Raw genomic sequence first — 22,642 nt, 5'->3', positions numbered from 1 at the left:
AGCCGATAAACCAGGCGCATTATTAAAAAACTTCTAAAACACCGAACCTCAGCTTAATTACTTGGTAAAATGTTGAAATTAGACAACTGGACACTTTTAGGAATAAATTAATGGATAATGCCTGGCTCTCGGACCTGGATGGCATAACATCGCTAATTCAAAGTTTATTTAACATTCAATATATTATTTCAGGTTTATTGGTAGGTATACTGGTTGGCATAACCGGCGTTGGCGGCGGCTCTTTAATGACGCCGTTGATTGTGTTTTTATTCGGATTTCCGGCCAGCACAGCAGTGGGTACGGACTTGTTGTTCGCTTCAATTACCAAGGCTAGCGGGGTATTTGTACATCATAGCAAGCATAATTCGGTGGAATGGAAAATTGTCCGCCGGCTGGCATCAGGAAGTCTGCCCAGTGCATTGGTGGTGTTAGGACTTTTGAAGTATTTCGGCCCGCAAAATCCCGAGGTCACCCAAGTCATTAATTTTAGTCTGGGGATTGCGCTTATTTTAACCGCATTATCCTTATTTTTCCGGCAACGTTTAATGAAAGCAGGCCAAAAAACCCAGGCTCAGGCTCCGGAACGTTTCGTGTACCTGCAAGCCCCTCTAACTGTAACTCTTGGCATAATTTTGGGGGCGCTGGTAACCTTGTCATCGGTAGGTGCAGGGGCCATGGGGACCGTTGCCTTATTATTTTTATATCCCCGCATGTCAACCCTTAAAATTGTCGGTACCGACTTGGCGCATGCCATACCACTGACAGCCATTGCCGGCATGGGTCATTTCTATATGGGAAATGTCAATTTTATGCTGTTAGGCAGTTTATTGATCGGTTCGCTACCGGGCATTTTCGTGGGCAGTCAGCTAAGCGCAAAAATTCCTGAGCGGGTTTTGCGGCCGCTCCTGGCCTCGATTTTAATGCTAATAGGCGTTAAATTTGTTTGGTGATTACAGTATATTCTCACGGGCCAATACCACTGTATTATTCTCACTCATTTTCGAAGCGCTCTACCTGCACTTACAAATCGCCGGCCGATAAACAGTTCATTCCAGCAAAGCAATAAGCAAATATCCCTTCGTGATGAAACCAATGATGTGGACAACCAGCGGCGCCAGCGAAAGCAACAACGCTTTGCCGACTGCAGAATCTCCGTGACCTTCGGGCTGAGGCCTGAAACCCGCAAGGCGATTTGATTACAAGAACCCAGTTCAGGCCTCTTGCCAATCTTATTCAAAACTTTTCAGCTCCTCTTTATCGGGTCAATGATAACTGCGCTACTTTTTGCGGCGCCGGTCTACTCCGAGCCGCCGTCCCAATTCAGCACTTTTTTCTTCGTCATTATAGCCTTGGCTTGCTCCACGGCCTCGATGCCCTCTTTAAAATTGCCGGCTTTAACTGCATACTTTGCAGCTCTCAGCTTGGCGCTGGCGCGCGGTAATATCATAGAATTATTTCGGTTTTCTGCGGTAAGCTTCAAGGCTGCATTAGCCATCTCGGTAAAACCTTCGGAATCACCCTGCTTTGCCAGTGCAACCATCTCATCGGAAAGTAAAAAGAGCAACGATAAATCTTCGTTTACAGGTTCACCTGCCGCATGGCCAACTTCCAGCAAAAAAAGTGACAGCACCAATGCCGCAATTTTGTGTGTGAGATTCATTAATTTTCCTCGAGTATCCATTTATAAATATTATGATAGCTGTAATGCAACCAGTCACGGAGGGATAAGGTGACATTACAGCTAGAACTTGTATTTTTCTTTTAATGTTTTAAAGCTTCAATAGAAGCGCCAAAATTAATATGGAATGCCTGACCGTCCAGTACCAGCGCAGGTACGGACTTTACCCCCGCAGCTTCTGCTTCTTCTATGCGGTCCGCCTGCTCGCCCAGATGAACAATGTCAACCTGATATTTTGAACGGTCAATTGCCTCTGCCACCATTTGTTCTGCCCCTAAACAAACAGGGCAACCGGCATGATAAAAAATTGCAGTACTCATAAAAATATCCTCATATAAATTTAATAGTGAGTCGATACTATAATCTTAATACAAACTTGAAGTCAATAATATTTCGATTCGATATTAAAATTTATTTAATTATTCAAACCAAAGTTGCGCAGTTTTATCGCTTTCGCAATATGTGACATGCCAATCAATAAGCATCTTGAATTAAATTCTGCGATAATAAAATTCTGGTTTTTCAAGTACGACAGCCTTTCTCCTTCAGCCCGGCAACTTTTTACTCCACACTAATGAATGAAAGACAAAAAAGCATATAAACCCTGTGACCTGGTTATCTTTGGCGCCTTGGGAGACTTATCCCGGCGTAAATTGCTTATCTCTTTGTATCGCCTGGAAAAATCGAGCTTATTAGAGCCGGATACCCGGATTATAGGTGTAGACCGGCATGCGGAAACAAACCCTGGATTTGCTCAAATCACTCATACGAGCTTGCAGGAGTTTTTGAATAAAGAAATTGATGACAGCGTATGGAAACGGTTTTCGGCCAGACTCTCGTATATAAAAATAGACTTAACCCAGCCGGATCAATATGAGCAGTTGCACAAGGTTATTGACCAGAAATCCAGGGTTATGGTGAATTATTTTGCCGTGTCGCCTGTTTTATTTAAAAGCATATGCCAAGGACTAGCCAAGTCGGGAGTTTTAACGGAAGAGTCGCGTATGGTCATGGAAAAACCGATTGGCCACGATCTTGCTTCATCAAAAGAAATAAATGATGAAGTCGCCAGGGTTTTTAATGAAAAGCAGGTTTACCGGATTGATCATTATCTCGGCAAGGAAACCGTACTTAACTTATTAGCGCTGCGTTTTGCCAATTCCATTTTTACCACTAACTGGAATCATACCGCTATTGATCATATTCAGATTACCGTCGCTGAAGAAATCGGTATTGAAGGGCGCTGGGAATATTTCGACAAAACCGGCCAACTACGGGATATGCTGCAGAATCACCTTTTGCAGATTCTGACTTTTATTGCCATGGAGCCGCCGGTCAACCTTGAGGCCAGAAGCATTCACATGGAGAAAATTAAAGTTCTGGAAGCTCTGCGTCCCATTACAATTAACAATGCCCATGAAAAAACCGTCCGCGGCCAGTACACGGCAGGTTATCTTAAAGGCAAGGCCGTACCCGGCTATCTGGAAGAAGAAGGCGCCAACAAGGAAAGCAGCACTGAAAGCTTTGTAGCGTTAAGAGTCGATATTGACAACTGGCGTTGGGCTGATGTGCCCTTCTACTTGCGTACAGGCAAACGCATGCATAATAAGCGTACTGAAATTGTTGTTTATTTTAAACAATTGCCGCACAATATTTTTAAGGACAGCTATCGTGATTTGCCTCCCAACAGGCTTATTATCCACCTGCAACCCAATGAAGGCGTGGAAATTGAAATGCTCAATAAGATTCCGGGCATTGATGAACACCTTAAAATACAAAAAACCAAGCTGGATTTGAGTTTTTCCGAAGCCTTTAAAAAGAACAGTATTTTCGGCGGCTATGAAAAACTGATACTGGAAGCGCTGCGCGGTAATCCAACACTGTTTCTTAGCCGCGAAGAAGTCGAACAGGCCTGGACCTGGATTGATTCGATTCAGGCGGCTTGGGCTCATATAAATGAGGCTCCAAAACCCTATGCGGCCGGCAGTTGGGGTCCTGTAGCGTCAATTGCCCTGCTTGCCCGGGACGGCAGAACCTGGGAAGAATGAACAGGGCAAGACTAGAATATTGACAGTTACTTTGCCTTTTGCCTTGCACCTTTAGCCAATTTTTGAATAATCCTAGATAGAAGGTTAAACCATGCATCCTGTAATAGAAAAAGTTACCCGAGAGGTCACAGAGCGCAGCCGTGATACCCGCAGTGCTTATCTGGCAAGGATAGATGCTGCCATTGAACAAGGCCCGCATCGCTCAGCACTCGGTTGCGGCAACCTGGCCCACGGCTTCGCTGCATGTGCGAGTGGCGAGAAAGCCGATTTGGCCGAAACTCGAAAAGCCAACATCGCTATTATCTCTTCCTATAATGACATGCTGTCTGCTCATGAGCCTTATAAGGACGCACCGGCGTTGATTAAAGCCGCCGCCCGTGAAGCCGGGGGCGTGGCCCAGTTCGCCGGCGGCGTGCCGGCGATGTGCGATGGCGTAACGCAGGGCCAGCCCGGCATGGAGTTGGGCTTATTCAGCCGCGATGTCATTGCCATGGCGACTGCAATAGGTTTGAGCCACAACATGTTTGACGGCGCGCTTTATTTAGGCATTTGTGACAAGATTGTGCCGGGATTGTTAATCGGCGCTTTGAGCTTTGGTCATTTGCCTGCCGTATTCGTGCCAGGCGGTCCTATGCCCAGCGGCATAACCAACAAGGAAAAATCACGCGCACGACAAAAATACGCTGACGGCAAAATCAGCCGCCAGGAACTGCTGGAGTTTGAATCCAAATCTTACCATAGTCCGGGTACTTGTACTTTTTACGGTACCGCGAACAGTAACCAGATGATGATGGAGATTATGGGTTTGCATCTGCCTGGCAGTTCATTCATCAATCCTTATACCCCGTTGCGCGATGAACTGACTAAAGCCGCCGCCAGGCAGGTTTTGAAATTTACCGCACTGGGCAATGACTTTCGTCCGGTTGGCCATGTCATCGACGAAAAAGCGGTTGTCAACGCGATTATCGGTTTGCTGGCGACCGGCGGTTCCACTAACCTCACGCTACACCTGGTGGCCGCTGCCCGTGCTGCCGGCATCATTATCAACTGGAATGATTTCGATAATCTTTCCAGAACGGTGCCGTTGCTGACCCGTATCTATCCCAATGGCCCGGCCGATGTCAATAGCTTCCAGGCTGCAGGCGGTATGGGTGTGCTGATTGCTGAATTATTAAAACACGGGCTCTTGCATGAAGATATCATGACCATTGCCGATCAGCGCGGCATGAAGAGTTATTTGCAGGAGCCGAAACTTATCAATAATCAATTAATATGGGAGCCTTGCCCGGAAGCGTCCCTGGATACCGAAGTTATCCGCAGTGTTGAAAAACCGTTTGCTGCAGGAGGCGGCCTGCATGTCATGCATGGTAATTTGGGGCGCGGCGTATCTAAAATTTCTGCGGTAGCAGTAGAGCATCAGATCGTTCAGGCTCCCGCAATCGTGTTTGATGATCAGGATGAAGTGATGGCGGCTTTTAAACGCGGCGAACTGGAAAAAGATTTTATTGCCGTCATCCGTTTTCAGGGCCCGAAATCGAATGGCATGCCGGAACTGCATAAACTGACGCCGCCTTTGGGTCTGCTTCAGGATAAAGGCTTTCAGGTTGCGCTGGTGACGGACGGACGCATGTCCGGCGCTTCCGGCAAAGTACCTTCTGCTATCCATATGTGTCCGGAATGCCATGACGGAGGCCCGCTGGCCAAAGTGCATACCGGCGATATGATTTACCTGAATACCCAAACCGGTGAGATAAATGTGCTGGTTGATGAAGCTGAATTTAATGCGCGCGTGCCGGCTGAAAACGGCGCTAAAGGTCATCATTTCGGCACTGGCCGCGAATTATTCGGCGGTTTTCGTATCCATGCCTCTTCTGCTGAAACTGGAGCTTCCAACCTGTTTGTAGTCGATTGAGTAATAAGATAATGGCCTATTGCTTACACTTTTCGCCTTATACTTTAAACCTGTTATTCTGGTAAAAAAATGAACCCACTCCATTGGAAAATCCAAGCTGAAGATGTTTTAAATGCCGGTCCGGTCATGCCTGTCATGGTCATACAAAATCTGCAGGATGCCGTGCCTCTTGCCAAGGCCCTGGTTGAGGGCGGTATTAAAGTCCTGGAAATAACGCTGCGCACACCTATCGCTTTAGAGGCCATCAGGCTCATCAGTCAGGAAGTCAAGGAAGCTGTCGTCGGAGCAGGAACGATTACTACAGCGGAGCAATTAAAAGCGGCAGAAGATGCCGGAGCCGTTTTTGCCATTAGCCCGGGCTTAACGCCTGCGCTGTTAACCGCTGCCAGAGCCGGAAATATAGCATTGATCCCAGGCATAGCAACCTTGTCGGAACTGATGGTGGGCATGGAGTACGGCATCACTCATTTCAAGTTTTTCCCGGCCGAAGCTGCAGGCGGCATACCGATGTTAAAAGCAATCGCGGGCCCCGTCCCATCCGCCACCTTTTGCCCGACCGGTGGCATTTCCCCGGAAAATTACAATGCCTATTTACAATTAAGCAATGTGGCCTGCGTTGGCGGTTCATGGCTGGCGCCGGCCAATGCTGTAAAAACAAAAGACTGGAACAAGGTTACTGAACTGGCAAAACGAGCGATTTCCAATGTAATCCCGATTTAATAGTTATCATGCTTTATGGTAATGTCCCAACGTTTCTTACTCAGAGAGAAAAATCCATGACCAAGCTACGCAGTGTTACCTTAAATGATAAAGCTCAGCCCATATGTGAGTTACCGGTTTTATCCGGCACGCTCGGACCTGATGTAGTAGATGTCCAAGCCCTGTATACACAGACAGGCATGTTTACTTTTGATCCCGGATTTACTTCAACGGCCAGTTGCCGCTCAGCCATTACCTATATAGACGGGGAAGCAGGCATATTGCTGTACCGGGGCTATCCTATCGAACAGCTGGCAGAACAAAGTACTTTTCTGGAAGTATGCTATCTACTGTTGCATGGCGAATTGCCAAACAGTGATGAAATGGAGCACTTCGATCACAATATTACCATGCACACCATGGTTCATGATCAATTGTCAGCTTTTTTTAAAGGCTTCCGCCGCGACGCCCATCCTATGGCCATTATGGTGGGCGTGGTCGGCGCGCTGTCCTCTTTCTATCATGATGCACTTGACATCAGATCCAAGGAAGACCGTGAAATGTGCGCAATTCGCCTTATTGCCAAAGTGCCGACTATCGTTGCCATGTGTCACAAATACAGTATCGGCTTACCATTTATTTATCCCCAAAACAAACTCAGGTATGTGCAAAACTTTATGCGCATGATGCATTCCACACCCTGTGATGAATATGAACCCAATCCAGTATTGGTCAGGGCGCTCGACAGAATTTTAATCCTGCATGCCGACCATGAGCAAAATGCTTCAACTTCAACTGTACGCCTGGCAGGTTCCAGCGGAGCCAATCCCTTTGCCTGCGTTACCGCCGGCATTGCCTGTCTCTGGGGCGCCGCTCATGGCGGAGCCAATGAAGCCGTACTTTATATGCTGGAAGAAATCGGCGATGTTTCAAATATATCCAAATATATCAATAAGGCCAAAGATAAGGACGATCCATTCAGACTGATGGGCTTCGGTCATCGCGTTTATAAAAATCATGACCCGCGCGCCAAATTGATGCGTGAAACCTGCCATGAGGTGCTCACCGAGTTGGGTCTTCATGAGGACAAACTGTTTAAACTGGCGCTTGAGCTGGAGCGTATCGCCCTGGAGGATGAATATTTCATCGAGAAAAAGCTTTATCCGAATGTCGATTTTTATTCCGGCATAGTGCTGCATGCCCTCGGCATCCCGAGCAAGATGTTCACGGCGGTTTTCGCTATGGGCCGAACAGTCGGCTGGATCTCGCACTGGGATGAAATGATTTCTGATCCGGAACAGAAAATCGGACGACCCAGGCAACTTTATACCGGCGCATCGCGACGCGATTTACCGCCAGAGCATATTAAATCAGTTTAATAGCTCGACAAGATTTAACTGCCGAATAAAGCGCTCCCGTTGCAGCGGGAGAGCTTCTCGCTGTTAGAAGCTGTCTTGCAAAACAACTTCTATTAAAAACAAATATTTTTTATTAAAAGTTAAAAAAAGCATACGAAAGCGAGCTAACTGATTAAGAATGGAGCCTTATAAAAAATATTTTGAGCTCGTAAGCAAATGGGCATAAGCATCCCAAAAAACTCAAGTGGACGCCATTGTCTATGTCTTACGGGGTGGTATTCAGGCGAATGATGCCGAAAGGTTTTTCACCCTGGAAAACCGTCTATGGCTATTTCAGCCAATGGAACAAACGGGATATCGGGGAAAGATGTTGCCGGTTGACGGCCCTCTCCCGTCAACAAACGGGGCATTGATGGCGGTAAAAAAGTTAAAGGGCATAAAGAGACGGCTGGCAAATATCCCTCATTGAAAGCTTTTTCTGCGGATGCGGGTTACCGGGGCACAGCCGTTGAATTTACTTCTACGAAACTGACTATGACATTACCTTTTCGGAAAAAATTGAAGGGAAATGGGCTGTCCTGCCCAAACGATGGGTGGTCGAGCGGAGGTTTCTTAGGCCATTTCCGCCGCCTATCTAAAGACTTTGAGATACTTCCTGCAACTTCTGAAAATATGATCGTAATTGCTATGCTGAAAATAACGCTTGCAAAGTTGCTAAGGCTTTGCAAGACAGCTTCTTATACTTTAAATAATACGTATAGCCTCGGTCTACCGAACTTTTTTATTAAAGAGCCTCGCCGCCTATCTAATGAAAACATTAATACAAGTCCTCTGCACACTTTTGCTTGTGCTATTTATAACTGGGAGCTATGGGGAAGACAGTCCTGGTAAAGTCTGTTTGAATATACCGGAGCCAGGCGCTGAGCTGGTTAAAATCGAAAGTAACTGCAAAAAAGGCGACATAATTATGCTAAATAAAATACATATTGCCCATCTTTGTGATTTTAATTCTGCAGTAGCCCCTTACAATGGACATGATAAATACATCTGCGTTTATCTCGGGGAAAAGCGCGAACTTCGTAAGGGTACCAACTAAAAAAACTGCAGTATTATAATTGCCAGATCAGCTGCAGCTTGATAGAGATAGAGGTGCATGAGTTCTCAAAAGACAGCTTAGAATTTCTAAACTACATATAAATCCTGCCCCTAACTTCGTCCCCTCGTCTAAGCCAAGACCTTATCGGGATGTTAAAACCGCTTTTTGAATGCCGCCATCAGGCGCTTTTTAAATACCTGATTTAAATTGTGCAGCTTTATTATAAACGGAGGCCAAAAATTCGGCCTCCGAACTGCGCAAAACTTTTCATAGTAATTTTTACCCAACCCTGAAGGGAGTGATTGGATCAGGTATGACTTCCTACTGTAGTTTCTGCTCCTTCAGGCGCCTTAAAACCAAAATAAGCCAAAATCGCGGCAGAAACTGCATGAAGCCATATATCGTGACCATATATAGGTATCAAGCCAAAGGTAGTATCGGTGGCGGGAATGAGCCCCAATATGGCGAGCAACCCGTAAAATATGGCCACGCTGCGGGCAAATTGCACGGCCGCTGATACTGAAGAGCGCCAGGCGATAATTCCCCATATTCCTATTACCAAATGAACCAGGTTATGCAGCACATTAACAGGGAAAAGCCCCAGCAATTTACCATAACCCATATTGACATTAAGCGTTGGGGTAGGGTCTGGCGCCTGCACCAAGGCAGGTATAAACCCGGCAAGACCAGCAATGATATACATTACACCAAAAATCAAAGCAACTTTACTAACCAGAGAATTAGTATTAAGCATAGTATTTACCTCCAAAAGTTCTTCCAAGTGAGTGATAGCAGGGCCATGAATGACCTTGCCATCGGCGGCAAAACGAGACCCGTGGCACGGGCAATCCCAGCTTTTTTCCGCCGGATTCCAGTGCACAACGCATCCCATATGAGTGCAGATGGGAGAAAGTGTGGTAATAGTCCCGTCTTCAGACTTATACAACGCAATATTCCCCTCTGCAGTTTTTACAACTTTTCCTTCACCGGGAGCAATACTGTTGGCATCCTCCTCCGGCAACCGGTCGCTAACAAAATGACTCACAATATCAGCTGTTTGCTTTACAAATTCAGGTACGCTTTCCAGGTTTAGGCGATTCGGATCATAGACTTCGGTCCAAGGGTTGGTTTTGCGCAAAATCAGATCCGACAACAGCATGCCGGCCACTGTACTATTAGTCATGCCCCAGCCGCCAAAGCCGGTAGCTACATAAATATGTTGAGATAACGGCGTGGAGCGGCCAATATAGGGCAAATGATCAACTGTCCTGTTATCTTGAGTTGACCAGCGATAGTCCACCGATTTGACCGCAAAATGTGCTCGCGCCCACTGCTCGAGCCGCTGATAGCGCGCCACTGTATCGCCGCCCTGCCCTGCCGTATGCTTTTCGCCGCCTACTAACAACAGCCATTCTCCATTTTCCAGAGGATGACTGCGCAGCGAATAAGCGGGATCAGGACTGATAAACATGCCTCGCGGCACAGGATCTTCGATGCGCACGCCTAAAACATAGGATCGAAAAGGATGTAGTCTCGAGGCATAAAGAGTTTTGTCATTGAAAGGAAAATGACTGGCAATAACCACATCCTGCGCCAAGATTGCGCCTAGCTCAGTCGTTACTCGACATGACTCTTCTTCGCTTAGGTCAACCACCCGCGTATTTTCGAAGATATAGCTTCCATTGCCTGGAATATCCTGTGCTAAAGCCAGCAGATATTTACGCGGATGGAATTGAGCCTGATTGTCAAAACGCACTGCCCCTTTAACAGGAAAGGGCAGTGGTGGATTATCGGTAAAACTGGCTGGCAATCCTAACTGTAAGGCTGAGTTAACTTCAGCTCTAATCTGCTCTACTTGGCTCCAGCTTTCAGTATATGTGTAAGCTTCAGTGCGGATAAAATCACAATCAATCTGCTTTTCATGAACAATACGGGCAATTTTCTCGATAGCGGCTTGATTAGCCTCACCATAAGCTCGAGCTTTTTCTTCCCCAAAATGGCGTATCAGATGGTCATAAATCAAGGTATGCAAAGATGTGATTTTCGCAGTGGTATAGCCGGTCACACCGTGCACAATACGAACTGCCTCAATCACCGCCACAGTTTTGCCCTGAGCTTTGAGAAGTGTCGCAGCGGTTAATCCGGCAAGCCCGCCGCCAATAATAGCGACGTCTACTGCCAGATTATTTTCAAGCGAAGGAAAATCTGTTTCCGGGGTTGTATCCAGCCACAGAGAAGTTGGTTTACCAGGCAGAGAATGATAATTATTGGACATAATAATCTCCGGAATATCCGGCCCTCCTTCTTGATTCGTATGGTAGCTACCCATCTGCCCGCCGCAATTACACCTCCACGCCGAGCTCACAATTTATTCAGCTGTTCACCTTTCAAATAGTACCGGTAAATTTAAAATTATTCTGATAATTATCAGATAATTCACATTAACCATTTAATATTAACAGAATATATATTCTCTAAATTCTAGAGAGCCGCTATCCCAGTCAATAGTTCATAAGTGTCAATAATAAAATTTTAACGCTAGACAATAAATCATTGTCCGGGTTCATTAATATTGCCAATTAAAATATTTCCGTTATTTTTCGCAAAATGAAAAAACCGTTCAGCAGGTATTAAGATGATTAGCGATAGGATATCGTCAAATTTCAATACGCTGTATTTCCTTAAGTTTGAGGCTTCTGCCAAAGTTCCATACGCAGGTATTAACGAAAGTAAACCAATAAAACCAGCAGCTGCGCTGAAGAGGTTTTTAATGAAACTTAAAATAACGAGCAATAGCATCAAATTACTTAATATAATTATATTCCCGGTTTTAACAGGATGCTATTCCCAAGCCTACTATCCTTCTTACGATAACGATTACGGCTCATCCAATGGCGGCTATTCCAATAGCAGTTATGAATCTAGCTATGACTATGGAAATCAAGATTACTACGACCCTGATGATGACGATGACTCCGGGGAAAGATGCGACGAAGAAGGTCGTCCATGGCAAAGAAATGACTATCGCGGTTATTACGGCCGTTAATGGCAGCATAAAAAGAGTATAAGTACGCTCCATACCTAAACCGTTGCACTGAAATAAAAGATTTTCGAAATCCAGCTTGAGCTTTCAGTCCAGATGATATAGTATTGATTCAATACTATATTGGAGTGAATAATGAAAACAACAAAAAAGCTTCTGTGCGCCTCTTTTATTGCCGGTTTGACTGCTGTCATTTTGCCTGTGAATATGCAAGCGGCTCCGGCTGATCCCGGTAAAATGCATCAATTGTATGAAGGCAATTGCGCAAGCTGTCATGGCTCGGACCATGGCGGGTTTATTGCCCCGGCATTAAATTCGGCGACTCTGAAAGGGCGCAGCCCCACGGCCTTGCGCAGCATTATCATGACCGGCAGCTTTGATACCTTAATGCCTCCGTTTTACGGCCGTTTATCGGATGATGACATCCGCGGACTGATCAAGCACTTACAAAGCACGCCGAAACTGGATAATCCGGCCTGGACCATTGATGACATAAAAGCTTCATTAAAAGTCTATGTCGCGGACGAGAACACGCTGCCGGCCAAGCCCCTTTATGATATTGACAGCATTGATAATATCATCGGCGTGGCGGCCCGCGGCAAATACGGGCGCGGTTCCGGTTCAAAAGCAGTTTTCATCAACAGCGTCACTCACAAGCAGATCGGCGAAATTCCCACCGGCGCGGCCGCGCATATTATTGACTACAATCCCGCCAATCCGCGCTGGGCCTATGTGAAAAACGATACGGCGGAAATATTCAAGGTCGATTTATATTCCATGCAGGCCGTGCGCAGCGTAAAAACCGGCTTTAACGGCCCGGGACTTGGCGTCTCGCGCGACGGGAAGTACATCATGGCCGGTTCGTATGTGCCGCACAACGCTGTAATTCTCAATGCCGATACGCTGGAGCCGTTAAAAACCTTTGAACTGGAAGGCATTGATCCGGACGGCAACATGGTCACATCCGACTCCGGCATGGTTATCGGCACGCCGTTTGCCGATATTTTCGCGGTTGCTCTGGAAAACGCCGGTCAAGTCTGGATAGTCGATTTAAAAGATGATTTCCCGGTCACCAAAATAACCGATGTAGGCCGTCATCTGCACGATGCTTTCCTGACGCATGGCGGCAGCAAGTTGATGGTTGCCTCATATGATGACAGCATCGTCACGGCGATTGACTTGAAAGACCGCAAAATCATCAAAAAACTCGATGCCGGCTGCGTTCCGCATGTCGGCGGCGGCTCTGCGGTTAAAGTAGAGGGCCGCACTTTGGGTTTCGGCACCAATTTCGGCGACTGCGACAAAACCGTGGTCAGCGTCTGGGATCTGGATAAAATGGAAGTCGTCAAACAGGTGCCCGTCGACGGCGGCACCGAATCGCCCGCCGCCCACGCCAATGCGCCGTATGTCGCCGTGGATATTATTTCCAAGGACAGGCGCGCCCGCACCATTCAGCTGATCGACAAGAAAACGCTGGAAGTGGCTAAAACCCTCGATGTAGGAGGCCATGCTTATTTCCCTGAATACAGCGCGGACGGCAAGTTTCTGTATGTCAGCGCCGGCTACAGCGGCGATGAAGTGGTGGTCTATGATTCTACATCATTGCAAAAAATCGCCTCGATTGGCATGGAAAGCCCTGCGGGGCTCTTTTCTCACGGCCGCGTTAAATACATGACGCGCGGTCTTTCTCCCGATGAAATGGAAGGCGTCAAACCATGAGAAGAATTGCGCTTTCAGTTTTAATGCTGTGCCTTGCCGCTATCGCTGTCGGCGTTAATGCCGCCAGCATTTATGCCGGTCAATCAAGAGCGGCGGCGGTTTGTGCGCAGTGCCACGGCGTCAGGACCCCTTCCGCCGATGCGCCGTTTCCGCTGCTGGCAGGACGCGATGCGGCTTACTTGCAGTCGGCGCTCAAGCAGTACCGCGATAAAACGCGCAAATCCGAAATTATGAATGCAATTGCCGGTTCTTTAAGCGATGAAGATATTGCCAATGTGACCCTGTATTATTCCCGCTTGAAACCGTAAGCGCCGATGGAAAAACTGCTGCTTTTAATGCTGTTTTCTTCTGCCGGTTTTGCCAGCGAACCTTCAGCAGAACGGCAAAACACGCTGCGGAATATGCTCACGAATGATTGCGGAGCGTGTCATGGTTTAACGTTAAAAGGCGGCATGGGGCCTGCCCTGCTGCCCGACACTTTGGCCGGAAAACCGGATGAATTTCTGGCCGCAACCATTCTTGACGGACGTAAAGGCACAGCCATGCCGCCCTGGCGGCAGTTTATCAGTCATGAGGAAGCATTGTGGCTAATAGGGATTTTACGCAAGCCCGAGTCTTGATATCCGGTTTAAGCACTGAAAATTGGCTCTAATTTAATAATCCAGCATCCATTATGACCAGACTGCTTCCCCTGCTTTGCTTCATCCTCTCTTTCAACGTACTTGCTGAACTGCGAGCTACCGGCGATTTAGGCATAGTCATTGAACGCGAAAAGGGTAATGCGCTGATCGTTAATACCACTAAACACACACAGTTAGCCAAAATCGAAAAGCTGGGGGATTTGTCGCATGCGTCGGTGGTGTTCTCGCGCGATGAGCGTTATGCCTTTATATTTGGGCGGGACGGCGGTTTAAGTAAAATCGACCTGTTGCAGGATAAACTGAATAAACGCATTATTCAGGCCGGCAACAGTATTGGCGGGGCGATTTCCCAGGACGGTAAATTAATTGCCGTATCCAACTACGAACCGGGCGGCGTTAAAGTGTTCTCTTCAGACACCCTGGAACTGGTTGCCGATATTCCCGCTGTGTACGGCGAGGGAAAACGTTCCAAAGTGGTTGGGCTGGTGGATGCGCCGGGACAGCGTTTTGTATTCAGCCTGTTTGATGCCGGTGAAATCTGGCTACTCGATCTCAAAAATCCAAAAACGCCGGCCATTAAAAAATTTCTGAATACCGGCAAGCAGCCGTACGACGCGGTAATAGCGGAAGGGCGTTATTATATTGCCGGTTTATTCGGCGAATCCGGCCTGGCGCTGCTCGATTTATGGAACCCGGAAGCCGGAGTAAAACGGGTATTGCCCGATTATGTGAAAGATGATGAAAAACTGCCTGTTTATAAAATGCCGCACCTTGAAGGCTGGGCGGTTGCCGGCGATTATCTGTTTGTTCCGGCCATAGGCAAGCATGAAGTGTGGATCATTGATAAGCGCCAGTGGAAACTGATCAAAACTATACCGGTTCTTGGACAGCCGGTTTTTGTCATGGCCAGACCGGATGCCCGGCAAATCTGGGTTAACTTTGCCTTTCCCGATAATAACCAGGTACAGATTATCGACGCCAATGAGCTGTCGCTGGCTAAAACCTTAGCGCCGGGAAAAGCAGTTCTGCACATGGAATTCACCCCGCGCGGCGAACAGGTCTGGCTTGCAATAAGAGATGACAACCGGCTGGCGGTTTACGATACCGAAACCCTGGAAGAAATTGCCCGTTTGCCTGCCGATAAACCCAACGGTATTTTCTTCAGCGCCCGTGCCCACAAAACCGGTTTATAAGCTTTATGATGACGCCATTGCATAAACAGCTGTTGAATGATTATCAGCGCAATTTCCCCTTATCGCCGACGCCTTACCAGGATATTGCTACCGAACTCGGCGTTTCTGAAATCGAGGTAATAAACGCTTTGACAGAGCTTAACGAAACGGATGTTATCACCCGTATCGGGCCCGTTATTCCGCCCAACCGGATTGGCGTCAGTACACTTGCAGCCATGGCGGTGCCTGAGGCGCAATTACATGACATCGCTCAAATAGTCAGCGCCTATCCGGAAGTGAATCACAATTACGAACGGGAACACCGATTTAACCTCTGGTTTGTCATCATTGCTTCAGGCGCCGGTCATCTGCAACAAGTCATAGCTAGAATTGAACAGCAAACAGGCTACTCTGTCATGTCATTGCCGCTGGTGGATGATTATTTTATTGATTTGAGCTTCAGGATGGATCTTCATGATTGTTGATGTAAAAGACCGGCAACTTCTTGAAGCCTTTCAACAGGGCTTGGCCATTTCGCCCCGTCCATACGCTGACTTGGGTAATCGGCTTGGCCTATCCGAAAATGAAGTCATCGAGCGTTTGGATCGCTTAAAGCAGGCCGGGCTGATCAAACGACTGGGCGTCATCGTCAGGCACCGCAAACTCGGTTATCGCGCCAATGCGATGGTGGTCTGGGATATTCCTGATGAGCAGGCGCGGGAATTCGGCCGCCGCATCAGCAGCTTTGAATTTGTAACTCTGTGTTATCGAAGGCCGCGTCACGGCGCAGGCTGGCCATACAACCTGTACTGTATGATTCACGGTAAAAACCGGGAGACTGTGCTGGAACAGCTCAGTGTGCTTGAGCAAGCGTGTAAATTATCCGGCTTCAAGCGTGAAATACTGTTTAGCCGCCGCTGTTTTAAACAACGCGGCGCTATTTATCAAAACGCCGCTCCTCTTATCCAACCGGCCTTGGCCAATGGATGAAATAGATTGCAAGATCATTAATATCTTGCAAAACGGCTTTCCTGTTTGCGCGGCGCCTTACCGGCAAGCGGCCGCGCAACTGGGGCTGACTGAACAGGAACTGATAGCGCGGCTTAAAGCACTTTTGGACTCCGGCGCATTGACCCGCTTCGGCCCGCTTTATAATGCCGAACGAATGGGCGGCGCGCTAACCCTGGCCGCGGTGAAAGCACCCGAAGACCGGTTCGATGAAATCGCCGGAATAATCAATAGTTTTCCGGAAGCGGCGCATAATTATGCCCGCAGCCACGAGCTTAATATGTGGTTTGTCCTTGCCACGGAAACGCCCGGGCAAATTTTGCAAACCATTACTGCCATAGAACAGCAAACCGGCCTGACTGTCTACAATATGCCAAAAATCAAAGAGTATTTTGTCAACCTGAAGCTGGAAGCCTGATCATGCCCGATGCAACAGACCGAAAAATAATTGAGGCAACACAGGGCGGCTTACCGTTAACGCCGGAGCCTTATCAAGCTATTGCAGAGCAGCTCGGCCTGACAGCCGAGGACGTTATGAGTCGGCTGTCAGCCATGCAGGACAAGGGCATTATCCGCCGCATCGGCGCTGTACCCAATCACTATAAACTGGGTTATCGCTTTAACGGCATGACGGTTTGGGACATTCCGGACGATACAATCGATGACCTGGGGCAAAAAGTCGGACAACTGGATTTTGTCAGCCATTGTTACCATCGCCCGCGCCATCTTCCTGAATGGCCTTATAACCTGTTTGCCATGGTGCATGCAAAAAGCCGCGAAGACGTCGATAATCAAATCCGGCAGATTGCCGAGCTGCTGGGTGGCTTTAATCATGGCTGTGATGTCTTGTACAGCACCAGGATTCTGAAAAAAACCGGTTTTCGCCGCAGCGAAAAATCCAGGGCCGGCCAGCCTGTTTCTGATGAGACTGCTTTAAATGTTTAGACTTAGCCAATACATGCGGGAATTGCTGCACCCCACCCCGATAAAACCTGCGCGTAAACCGGCGGCCCCGGTGGTTATCTGGAATTTGATCCGGCGCTGCAACCTCACTTGCAAGCATTGCTACACGACTTCGGCGGATATCGATTTTCCCGGCGAATTGACCACGCAGGAAATCTATACAGTTATGGATGACCTGAAGGCCTTTAAAGTGCCGGTGCTGATTTTATCAGGCGGCGAGCCGCTGCTGCACCCCGATATCTTCAGTATTTCGCGCCGCGCCAAAGCCATGGGTTTCTATGTCGCACTATCCAGCAACGGCACTAAAATTTCCAGGGATAATATCGATGAAATCGCCGCCATTAATTACCAGTATATCGGCGTCAGCCTGGACGGCATTAAAGACACCCATGACCGGTTCCGGCGCGTAAAAGGCTCTTTTGACGAGGCGCTGCGCGGCGTGCATCTGTGCCTGGACAAGGATATTAAAGTCGGCATCCGCTTTACCTTGACGCAGGATAACGCCGGGGATTTTCCCGCCTTGCTGCGGTTAATGGATGATAACAATATCGACAAGTTTTATTTATCGCATCTGAATTACGGTGGCCGCGGCAATAAAAACCGCAAGGATGACGCGCATTTTGAAATGACCCGGCAGGCCATGGATTTAATGTTTGAAACCTGCTACGACTGGCTGAAAGCAGGCCAGGACAGGGAATTCGTTACCGGCAATAACGATGCCGATGCGGTTTATTTTCTGCACTGGGCAACCCGGAAATTTCCGGATAAAGCCAGCCATATTAAAGCCAGGCTGGAACAGTGGGGCGGCAATGCCTCCGGCGTTAATGTCGCTAATATCGATAATCTCGGCAATGTGCATCCTGATACCTTCTGGTGGCACTATGATCTGGGCAATGTAAAAAAACGGCCTTTTTCAGAAATATGGACGGATACATCCGATCCGTTAATGGCCGGTCTTAAACAAAATCCAAGGCCGCTGCAGGGACGCTGCGCGACCTGTCATTATCAAAATATCTGCAACGGCAACACCCGGGTCAGGGCTGAACAGACCACTAAAAACTTTTGGGCTGAAGACCCCGGTTGTTATTTGACCTGTGCCGAAATCGAGCCAGCCTTGTAACTTTGTATAAACTAGCTGACCCGCAGCGACAGGAAAGCGGAGATCTCTTTGTTGTCGGTTTCAGGATCAATTACCGTATCGAGAATATAAACGCGCTCGTTCTGTATACGGCCTTGTTGGACTATATATTTGGCAATAGCCTGCGCCCGCTCTGATGCCAGATCTTTAAGCCGGTGCGGTTCGGGTTTAATGATTGCGGAAAGCTTCTGTCTGGCGATTTCATAAAAATCGCCGGCATCAGGATTAACTAATTGCGGTTTGCCGAAAAATGAGCGTTCGGCCATGGCCGGAAATTTTTCAATAAACAAATCCGCTAATAAACGCTTGTAGTCCTCATCAGAAAGCTCGACATATTCTTCCAATATTTTAATATCGCTTTTTTTATTGAGCTCAGCGGCTTTTATCCCTTTAAGCTGATCATATAAAGCCGCTTCTCTCAGCGCCGGCCAATCCTGCTCCCGAAATGCCGCGCCTTTAATGTCAAGCTTCAAAACCGGGCGTTCTCTCAATGCCTTGGCCAAGCCGTCCAGCTTTTCACGCTGGCGCTCATCCAACTCGGACTTGCCAGCAGCAAAATCAATAGTACTCAAATCTTCCTGGGTGCCAATCAACGAGGCTATGGCCCGAAAGGGCGAGCTAATAACTTTGCCAATGGCATTCGTTAAGGCCTTGAAAATGATAGCGCCGATACTGAATTTTGGATCTTCCAGACTACCGGTAATAGGCACATCGAGTTTTATTTTACCGCTTGAATCCTTTAGCAGCGCTATGGCCAACTCCAGAGGCAATGAAACTGCATCGGGGTTTTCAATCTTCTCGCCCAAGGTAAGCTGATCTATGAGTATACTGTTTGCAGCCGTCAGCTGATTGTTTACAACTTTATATTTTAATCCCAATGTCAGCTTGCCTTTTTCGACCTTATAGCCGGCAAATTGCACCATGTACGGTGAAATCAACGGCATCGGCAAGCCTTGAAAATTCAATTCGACATCGTAATCGCCCCGATAGGGGCTGATCTCTCCCTTAATATCTACAGGTGCTAATTCATAGGCATTGCCCTTTAACCCAATAATAATCGTGGCTTTTTTTTCTGAAGACACTCCGCTTGCCCCGCCATCGAGGCTGCTGATCTGTGCCGCAAAGGGCAAAATCAAGGAAAGATCGGCGAAATCTGAAGAGCCGTCAATCATCTTGACCTTGGCAATTTTAAAATAAGGCTTCCTTTGATTAACCGGCTCATTTTTTTCCGGTTTGCCAGAAACCGCCGGTTTGCTTTTGCGGGCTATGACAATATCCTTAACGTTTACCGATTTGTCTTTACTGATTACCACTCTGGCATAAGGCTTATTAATAATAAGCGTTTCCGCGGTATAGCTGTTTGCCAGTAAATCTGCATTAATAGCTTTAAAAGTTAAATTTTTCCATTTTACAAAGTCTTTATTAAGCATTTGATCACGGGTTATTAAACTTGCAATGTCGGCATTGCCTTTAAATTTAACATCCAGTTTATTATTCTCCTGCCTGGTGACAGTTGCCTTGCCATCCATATCGAACTTCCCGTCTATGATGTCCAGGCGGGCAAATTTATTCGCATAGGGTTGAAATTTTTCCAGGTCAATATTTTTGACATCCAGGGCTAATTGACTGGAAAATGGTTCAATAACCGTATCGCCGTCGAGTTTTATGGAGCCGGTTTTATTAACGCCCATACTCAGCTGAAACGGCAGCTTTGCGCCGGTTTTACTGCTGAAATTTGTCAGCTTGAAATCAATGGGCCTGGCAGTCATTGAGACAGGCTTTTTCAGGGTCTGATCTTCAAACACAGCGCCGAAATTAGTTAAAGCGATGTTGTTAATCCTGATGTTCCAGGGGGTTTTTTCCGGTTTTACGGTATTTGCTCCGGTTTTATTCGAGCTGTTTTCTTCAGTATTTGAGGCAGGAAATAAGCCCTGATAATTAATAATGCCTTCAGCATTTAACCAGGCCTGAAAATCTGCATCTTTTGCGGAAACGGATTCAATAGCCAGTTCCTGCCCGTCAAGATTAAAATCAAGGCCGCGCAGCGAAAATTCAGGTATTTTAGCCAGAACTTTATCCTGACCTTGTTCTGATAACTGGAAATTGCGCACATCCGAGTGGCCCTTATCAACAGTTAAATCCAAGTTATTGTCAGCATAGCCGACTTTATAATTTGCCTCGAAAACCAAAGCAGGCGCCCTAATGAGAACTTTACCCGGCTTTTTTTGCGCAAATTGAAAATCCCGAATATCAAGCTTGCCTTGATTTATGATAAGTTCCAACGCTTTATCAGCATATCGAAATTTATAATCCGCCTCGAGCAATTCAGAGCCCTGTAAATCAAATTGAATAGTATTCTGCACAGCAAGCTGTGAAATTCTTTGCAGCTTCACATTATTCAGTTTGATATGCCCGGAAGAAGTCATTGGATTAATGCCGACATCGCCCTGCCATTCAAAATTTCCTCCTGAACCCAGCATAAAAGACAAGCCAAGACGGGATTGAATATCAGCGTGGGTAGTGAAGTTTTCAATATCGAGGTTTATCGGATAGACCTCCTCTTTTTCAGGCTTGTCAAAATAGTCATCCTCCCATAGGAATTTCCCTTCCGAAATAGACAATTTTATAACCCTTAGCGGGAACAATTGTTTATCCTCCTTTTTTTTAGCCTCCCTTTTATTGGTAAGCAAATCGTTGAAGTTGAATTCGCCGTTTTTTTGCCTGGCAATATGCACAAAAGGTTTTTCCAGTAATACTTTTTCAATAACCAGTGCTGATTGGGTAATAGATTGAACCGGCTTGATTTTAATATAGAAAGTATCAAATCTGACAAATGGTCTGCCATTCTGTTCCTGCATTGCAAATCCCTGCAGACTGGCAAATAGAGAAAAGGGATTAAATTGGATCTTTGAAATGGATGTTTTCCTGCCGGTTTCCTGCTGAATAATTTCAGGCATTTTCCATTTTAATACGGCGGGCAGTATATAAAAGCCCATTACTGCATACATAACCAGCAAACTGCTAATTATAAAGAATACCTTGAGAGCTTTAGGCAAGATACGTCGAGCTTTCATAAATACTCCCCGGTAATCTAGTCAAGCTTAACCTTACCATCAATTAAATAAAAGCGGTAGAGGTTAAAACCCAGGCGGTATTAGCGTGATTTGATTAATCTGCTAGAGCAGGGTCATGAAAGAGTAAAGGCGAACTTACACGCACTTGGTATTATTAAAAACAGATCCTCTTCGTGCAGATTTATATGGCATCCTCCCCGGTTTCACCGGTCCTGATTCGAATAACCTGTTCCAGATCAGTTACAAATATTTTTCCATCGCCAATTTTCCCGGTATTGGCCGATTTCACTATAGTTTCTATCGCCTTCTGCAGCATTTCGTCAGACACGGCGATTTCCAGCTTAACTTTAGGCAAAAAGTCCACCACATATTCGGCCCCTCTGTATAGCTCGGTATGACCTTTTTGACGGCCGAAGCCTTTAACTTCTGTTGCGGTAACGCCTGCAATCCCCATCTCGGATAATGTTTCTCTAACATCATCCATTTTGAACGGTTTAATAATTGCGGTAATTAATTTCATATTCTCTCCGAAGTAGCTTAAATTTTATCGGCATGGGCTGCAATCATAGTTAATTCTTAATCAAGATACAATTTTATGACGCCATCATAACATCGAAGCGGCACATATATTTCCACAGTGAGACACTTCTTTTTTTAAACAAAAAAGCGCCCCAAGCGCCCGATTTTTTAAAAATTATTCCTTAATTCAAACATCAACCGGCATTCCCGCCTCCGGCTAATGAGTGTAGATCCAAACGGGCCGGGATTAGAGGATCAGCAGTAATCTAAATCCGACCTGTCAAGGCGGCGTTTAATGTTAGACCCACGCCTCCATAAAGCCAAACCAGCCTGACCTTAAAGTGGACGGCCCTTGTCCAGACAAAAAATCAGCCTGAATTAAGGTGGCTTCCTGCGCTTTAAAATATACCCTTGTTGTTATGATTGCGCTGCAGCTGTTCAGAAAATGGCATTGCCTTTCCTGGCATAGTGGGGGCAAGGGGTGAATGAGGGTGGGACTTGTGCATATGGAGTCAAGCCCCTGACCGTCATGACCGGCGTTCGGTATCGCCTATTTCAAGGCTGGATGAAGCCC

Annotated in this window: 21 protein-coding genes; 16 read left to right on the top strand and 5 right to left on the bottom strand. The window is 46.9% G+C overall.

Annotated elements, in window-relative coordinates; all coding sequences use genetic code 11:
- Nucleotides 1–110: 110 nt before the first annotated feature.
- Nucleotides 111–950, top strand: a complete 840-nt coding sequence (locus HUX64_RS09680; protein ID WP_174626026.1) for a sulfite exporter TauE/SafE family protein — start codon at nucleotides 111–113, stop codon at nucleotides 948–950.
- A 347-nt stretch (nucleotides 951–1,297) separates the two neighbouring features.
- On the opposite strand, the gene HUX64_RS09675 is transcribed toward HUX64_RS09680, so the two are convergent.
- Together HUX64_RS09675 and HUX64_RS09670 are read right to left on the bottom strand one after the other, a co-directional pair.
- Complete coding sequence (locus HUX64_RS09675) at nucleotides 1,298–1,660, bottom strand: hypothetical protein (RefSeq protein WP_174626025.1); 363 nt, start codon at nucleotides 1,658–1,660, stop codon at nucleotides 1,298–1,300.
- Nucleotides 1,661–1,761: 101 nt separating this feature from the next.
- Nucleotides 1,762–1,998, bottom strand: a complete 237-nt coding sequence (locus HUX64_RS09670; RefSeq protein ID WP_174626024.1) for a thioredoxin family protein — start codon at nucleotides 1,996–1,998, stop codon at nucleotides 1,762–1,764.
- A gap of 258 nt (nucleotides 1,999–2,256) precedes the next feature.
- On the opposite strand from HUX64_RS09670, the gene zwf reads away from it, so the two are divergent.
- From zwf to HUX64_RS09645, 5 genes are all read left to right on the top strand, one after another.
- Nucleotides 2,257–3,726 (top strand): glucose-6-phosphate dehydrogenase, encoded by a 1,470-nt coding sequence (zwf, locus tag HUX64_RS09665; protein WP_174626023.1) that lies wholly within the window; start codon nucleotides 2,257–2,259, stop codon nucleotides 3,724–3,726.
- 91 nt (nucleotides 3,727–3,817) lie between these two features.
- Nucleotides 3,818–5,638, top strand: coding sequence for a phosphogluconate dehydratase (edd, locus tag HUX64_RS09660; protein WP_174626022.1), 1,821 nt, complete (start codon nucleotides 3,818–3,820; stop codon nucleotides 5,636–5,638).
- A 69-nt stretch (nucleotides 5,639–5,707) separates the two neighbouring features.
- Nucleotides 5,708–6,358 (top strand): bifunctional 4-hydroxy-2-oxoglutarate aldolase/2-dehydro-3-deoxy-phosphogluconate aldolase, encoded by a 651-nt coding sequence (locus HUX64_RS09655; protein ID WP_174626021.1) that lies wholly within the window; start codon nucleotides 5,708–5,710, stop codon nucleotides 6,356–6,358.
- Nucleotides 6,359–6,414: 56 nt separating this feature from the next.
- The gene (gltA, locus tag HUX64_RS09650) at nucleotides 6,415–7,716 is read left to right on the top strand and encodes a citrate synthase (protein WP_174626020.1); all 1,302 of its coding nucleotides are present in this window, start codon (nucleotides 6,415–6,417) and stop codon (nucleotides 7,714–7,716) included.
- A gap of 444 nt (nucleotides 7,717–8,160) precedes the next feature.
- Nucleotides 8,161–8,586, top strand: coding sequence for a hypothetical protein (locus HUX64_RS09645; protein WP_174626019.1), 426 nt, complete (start codon nucleotides 8,161–8,163; stop codon nucleotides 8,584–8,586).
- A gap of 512 nt (nucleotides 8,587–9,098) precedes the next feature.
- Here HUX64_RS09645 and HUX64_RS09635 read toward each other — a convergent pair.
- Nucleotides 9,099–11,066, bottom strand: a complete 1,968-nt coding sequence (locus tag HUX64_RS09635; protein WP_217426489.1) for an FAD-dependent oxidoreductase — start codon at nucleotides 11,064–11,066, stop codon at nucleotides 9,099–9,101.
- 360 nt (nucleotides 11,067–11,426) lie between these two features.
- Between HUX64_RS09635 and HUX64_RS09630 the strand changes: the two genes are divergently transcribed.
- From HUX64_RS09630 to nirJ, 10 genes are all read left to right on the top strand, one after another.
- Nucleotides 11,427–11,837 carry a hypothetical protein gene (locus HUX64_RS09630; protein ID WP_174626018.1) on the top strand — a complete coding sequence of 137 codons (411 nt, stop codon included), beginning with the start codon at nucleotides 11,427–11,429 and terminating at the stop codon, nucleotides 11,835–11,837.
- 132 nt (nucleotides 11,838–11,969) lie between these two features.
- Nucleotides 11,970–13,553 (top strand): nitrite reductase, encoded by a 1,584-nt coding sequence (locus HUX64_RS09625; protein ID WP_174626017.1) that lies wholly within the window; start codon nucleotides 11,970–11,972, stop codon nucleotides 13,551–13,553.
- Nucleotides 13,550–13,861 (top strand): c-type cytochrome, encoded by a 312-nt coding sequence (locus tag HUX64_RS09620; protein WP_174626016.1) that lies wholly within the window; start codon nucleotides 13,550–13,552, stop codon nucleotides 13,859–13,861. Before HUX64_RS09625 ends, HUX64_RS09620 begins: the two co-directional genes overlap by 4 nt.
- Nucleotides 13,862–13,867: 6 nt before the next feature.
- On the top strand, nucleotides 13,868–14,173 hold the full coding sequence (locus tag HUX64_RS09615; protein WP_174626015.1) for a c-type cytochrome: 306 nt from the start codon (nucleotides 13,868–13,870) through the stop codon (nucleotides 14,171–14,173).
- Between the two features lie 53 nt (nucleotides 14,174–14,226).
- Nucleotides 14,227–15,387, top strand: a complete 1,161-nt coding sequence (locus HUX64_RS09610; protein ID WP_174626014.1) for a cytochrome D1 domain-containing protein — start codon at nucleotides 14,227–14,229, stop codon at nucleotides 15,385–15,387.
- A 5-nt stretch (nucleotides 15,388–15,392) separates the two neighbouring features.
- Nucleotides 15,393–15,851, top strand: a complete 459-nt coding sequence (locus tag HUX64_RS09605; RefSeq protein WP_174626013.1) for an Lrp/AsnC family transcriptional regulator — start codon at nucleotides 15,393–15,395, stop codon at nucleotides 15,849–15,851.
- The gene (gene ahbB / locus HUX64_RS09600) at nucleotides 15,841–16,356 is read left to right on the top strand and encodes a siroheme decarboxylase subunit beta (RefSeq protein WP_343034390.1); all 516 of its coding nucleotides are present in this window, start codon (nucleotides 15,841–15,843) and stop codon (nucleotides 16,354–16,356) included. Before HUX64_RS09605 ends, ahbB (HUX64_RS09600) begins: the two co-directional genes overlap by 11 nt.
- Entirely contained in the window at nucleotides 16,349–16,792 is a 444-nt protein-coding gene (locus HUX64_RS09595; protein ID WP_174626012.1) for an Lrp/AsnC family transcriptional regulator, read from the top strand. The genes ahbB (HUX64_RS09600) and HUX64_RS09595 overlap by 8 nt, the downstream gene beginning before the upstream one ends.
- A 2-nt stretch (nucleotides 16,793–16,794) precedes the next feature.
- A complete protein-coding gene (gene ahbB, locus HUX64_RS09590) occupies nucleotides 16,795–17,319 on the top strand; it encodes a siroheme decarboxylase subunit beta (RefSeq protein ID WP_174626011.1) in 525 nt (174 codons plus the stop codon).
- Nucleotides 17,312–18,457, top strand: a complete 1,146-nt coding sequence (nirJ, locus tag HUX64_RS09585) for a heme d1 biosynthesis radical SAM protein NirJ (RefSeq protein ID WP_174626010.1) — start codon at nucleotides 17,312–17,314, stop codon at nucleotides 18,455–18,457. The genes ahbB (HUX64_RS09590) and nirJ overlap by 8 nt, the downstream gene beginning before the upstream one ends.
- An 11-nt stretch (nucleotides 18,458–18,468) precedes the next feature.
- On the opposite strand, the gene HUX64_RS09580 is transcribed toward nirJ, so the two are convergent.
- A complete protein-coding gene (locus HUX64_RS09580) occupies nucleotides 18,469–21,549 on the bottom strand; it encodes a DUF748 domain-containing protein (RefSeq protein WP_174626009.1) in 3,081 nt (1,026 codons plus the stop codon).
- Nucleotides 21,550–21,730: 181 nt separating this feature from the next.
- Nucleotides 21,731–22,069, bottom strand: a complete 339-nt coding sequence (locus tag HUX64_RS09575; protein ID WP_174626008.1) for a P-II family nitrogen regulator — start codon at nucleotides 22,067–22,069, stop codon at nucleotides 21,731–21,733.
- Nucleotides 22,070–22,642: the final 573 nt, after the last annotated feature.

The organism is Candidatus Methylobacter favarea (genome assembly GCF_902806695.1).
In the GTDB taxonomy this organism is placed as follows: Bacteria; Pseudomonadota; Gammaproteobacteria; order Methylococcales; family Methylomonadaceae; genus Methylobacter_B; species Methylobacter_B favarea.
Note: the sequence above shows the minus strand (reverse complement) of the source record. Positions and strands in the feature narration are given on the sequence as shown.

Coding starts and splice junctions, on each gene's coding strand:
- HUX64_RS09680 (WP_174626026.1), top strand. CDS start 111: ATGGATAATGCCTGGCTCTCGGACCTGGATGGCATAACATCGCTAATT.
- HUX64_RS09675 (WP_174626025.1), bottom strand. CDS start 1,660: ATGAATCTCACACACAAAATTGCGGCATTGGTGCTGTCACTTTTTTTG.
- HUX64_RS09670 (WP_174626024.1), bottom strand. CDS start 1,998: ATGAGTACTGCAATTTTTTATCATGCCGGTTGCCCTGTTTGTTTAGGG.
- zwf (WP_174626023.1), top strand. CDS start 2,257: ATGAAAGACAAAAAAGCATATAAACCCTGTGACCTGGTTATCTTTGGC.
- edd (WP_174626022.1), top strand. CDS start 3,818: ATGCATCCTGTAATAGAAAAAGTTACCCGAGAGGTCACAGAGCGCAGC.
- HUX64_RS09655 (WP_174626021.1), top strand. CDS start 5,708: ATGAACCCACTCCATTGGAAAATCCAAGCTGAAGATGTTTTAAATGCC.
- gltA (WP_174626020.1), top strand. CDS start 6,415: ATGACCAAGCTACGCAGTGTTACCTTAAATGATAAAGCTCAGCCCATA.
- HUX64_RS09635 (WP_217426489.1), bottom strand. CDS start 11,066: ATGTCCAATAATTATCATTCTCTGCCTGGTAAACCAACTTCTCTGTGG.
- HUX64_RS09630 (WP_174626018.1), top strand. CDS start 11,427: ATGATTAGCGATAGGATATCGTCAAATTTCAATACGCTGTATTTCCTT.
- HUX64_RS09625 (WP_174626017.1), top strand. CDS start 11,970: ATGAAAACAACAAAAAAGCTTCTGTGCGCCTCTTTTATTGCCGGTTTG.
- HUX64_RS09620 (WP_174626016.1), top strand. CDS start 13,550: ATGAGAAGAATTGCGCTTTCAGTTTTAATGCTGTGCCTTGCCGCTATC.
- HUX64_RS09615 (WP_174626015.1), top strand. CDS start 13,868: ATGGAAAAACTGCTGCTTTTAATGCTGTTTTCTTCTGCCGGTTTTGCC.
- HUX64_RS09610 (WP_174626014.1), top strand. CDS start 14,227: ATGACCAGACTGCTTCCCCTGCTTTGCTTCATCCTCTCTTTCAACGTA.
- HUX64_RS09605 (WP_174626013.1), top strand. CDS start 15,393: ATGATGACGCCATTGCATAAACAGCTGTTGAATGATTATCAGCGCAAT.
- ahbB (WP_343034390.1), top strand. CDS start 15,841: ATGATTGTTGATGTAAAAGACCGGCAACTTCTTGAAGCCTTTCAACAG.
- HUX64_RS09595 (WP_174626012.1), top strand. CDS start 16,349: ATGGATGAAATAGATTGCAAGATCATTAATATCTTGCAAAACGGCTTT.
- ahbB (WP_174626011.1), top strand. CDS start 16,795: ATGCCCGATGCAACAGACCGAAAAATAATTGAGGCAACACAGGGCGGC.
- nirJ (WP_174626010.1), top strand. CDS start 17,312: ATGTTTAGACTTAGCCAATACATGCGGGAATTGCTGCACCCCACCCCG.
- HUX64_RS09580 (WP_174626009.1), bottom strand. CDS start 21,549: ATGAAAGCTCGACGTATCTTGCCTAAAGCTCTCAAGGTATTCTTTATA.
- HUX64_RS09575 (WP_174626008.1), bottom strand. CDS start 22,069: ATGAAATTAATTACCGCAATTATTAAACCGTTCAAAATGGATGATGTT.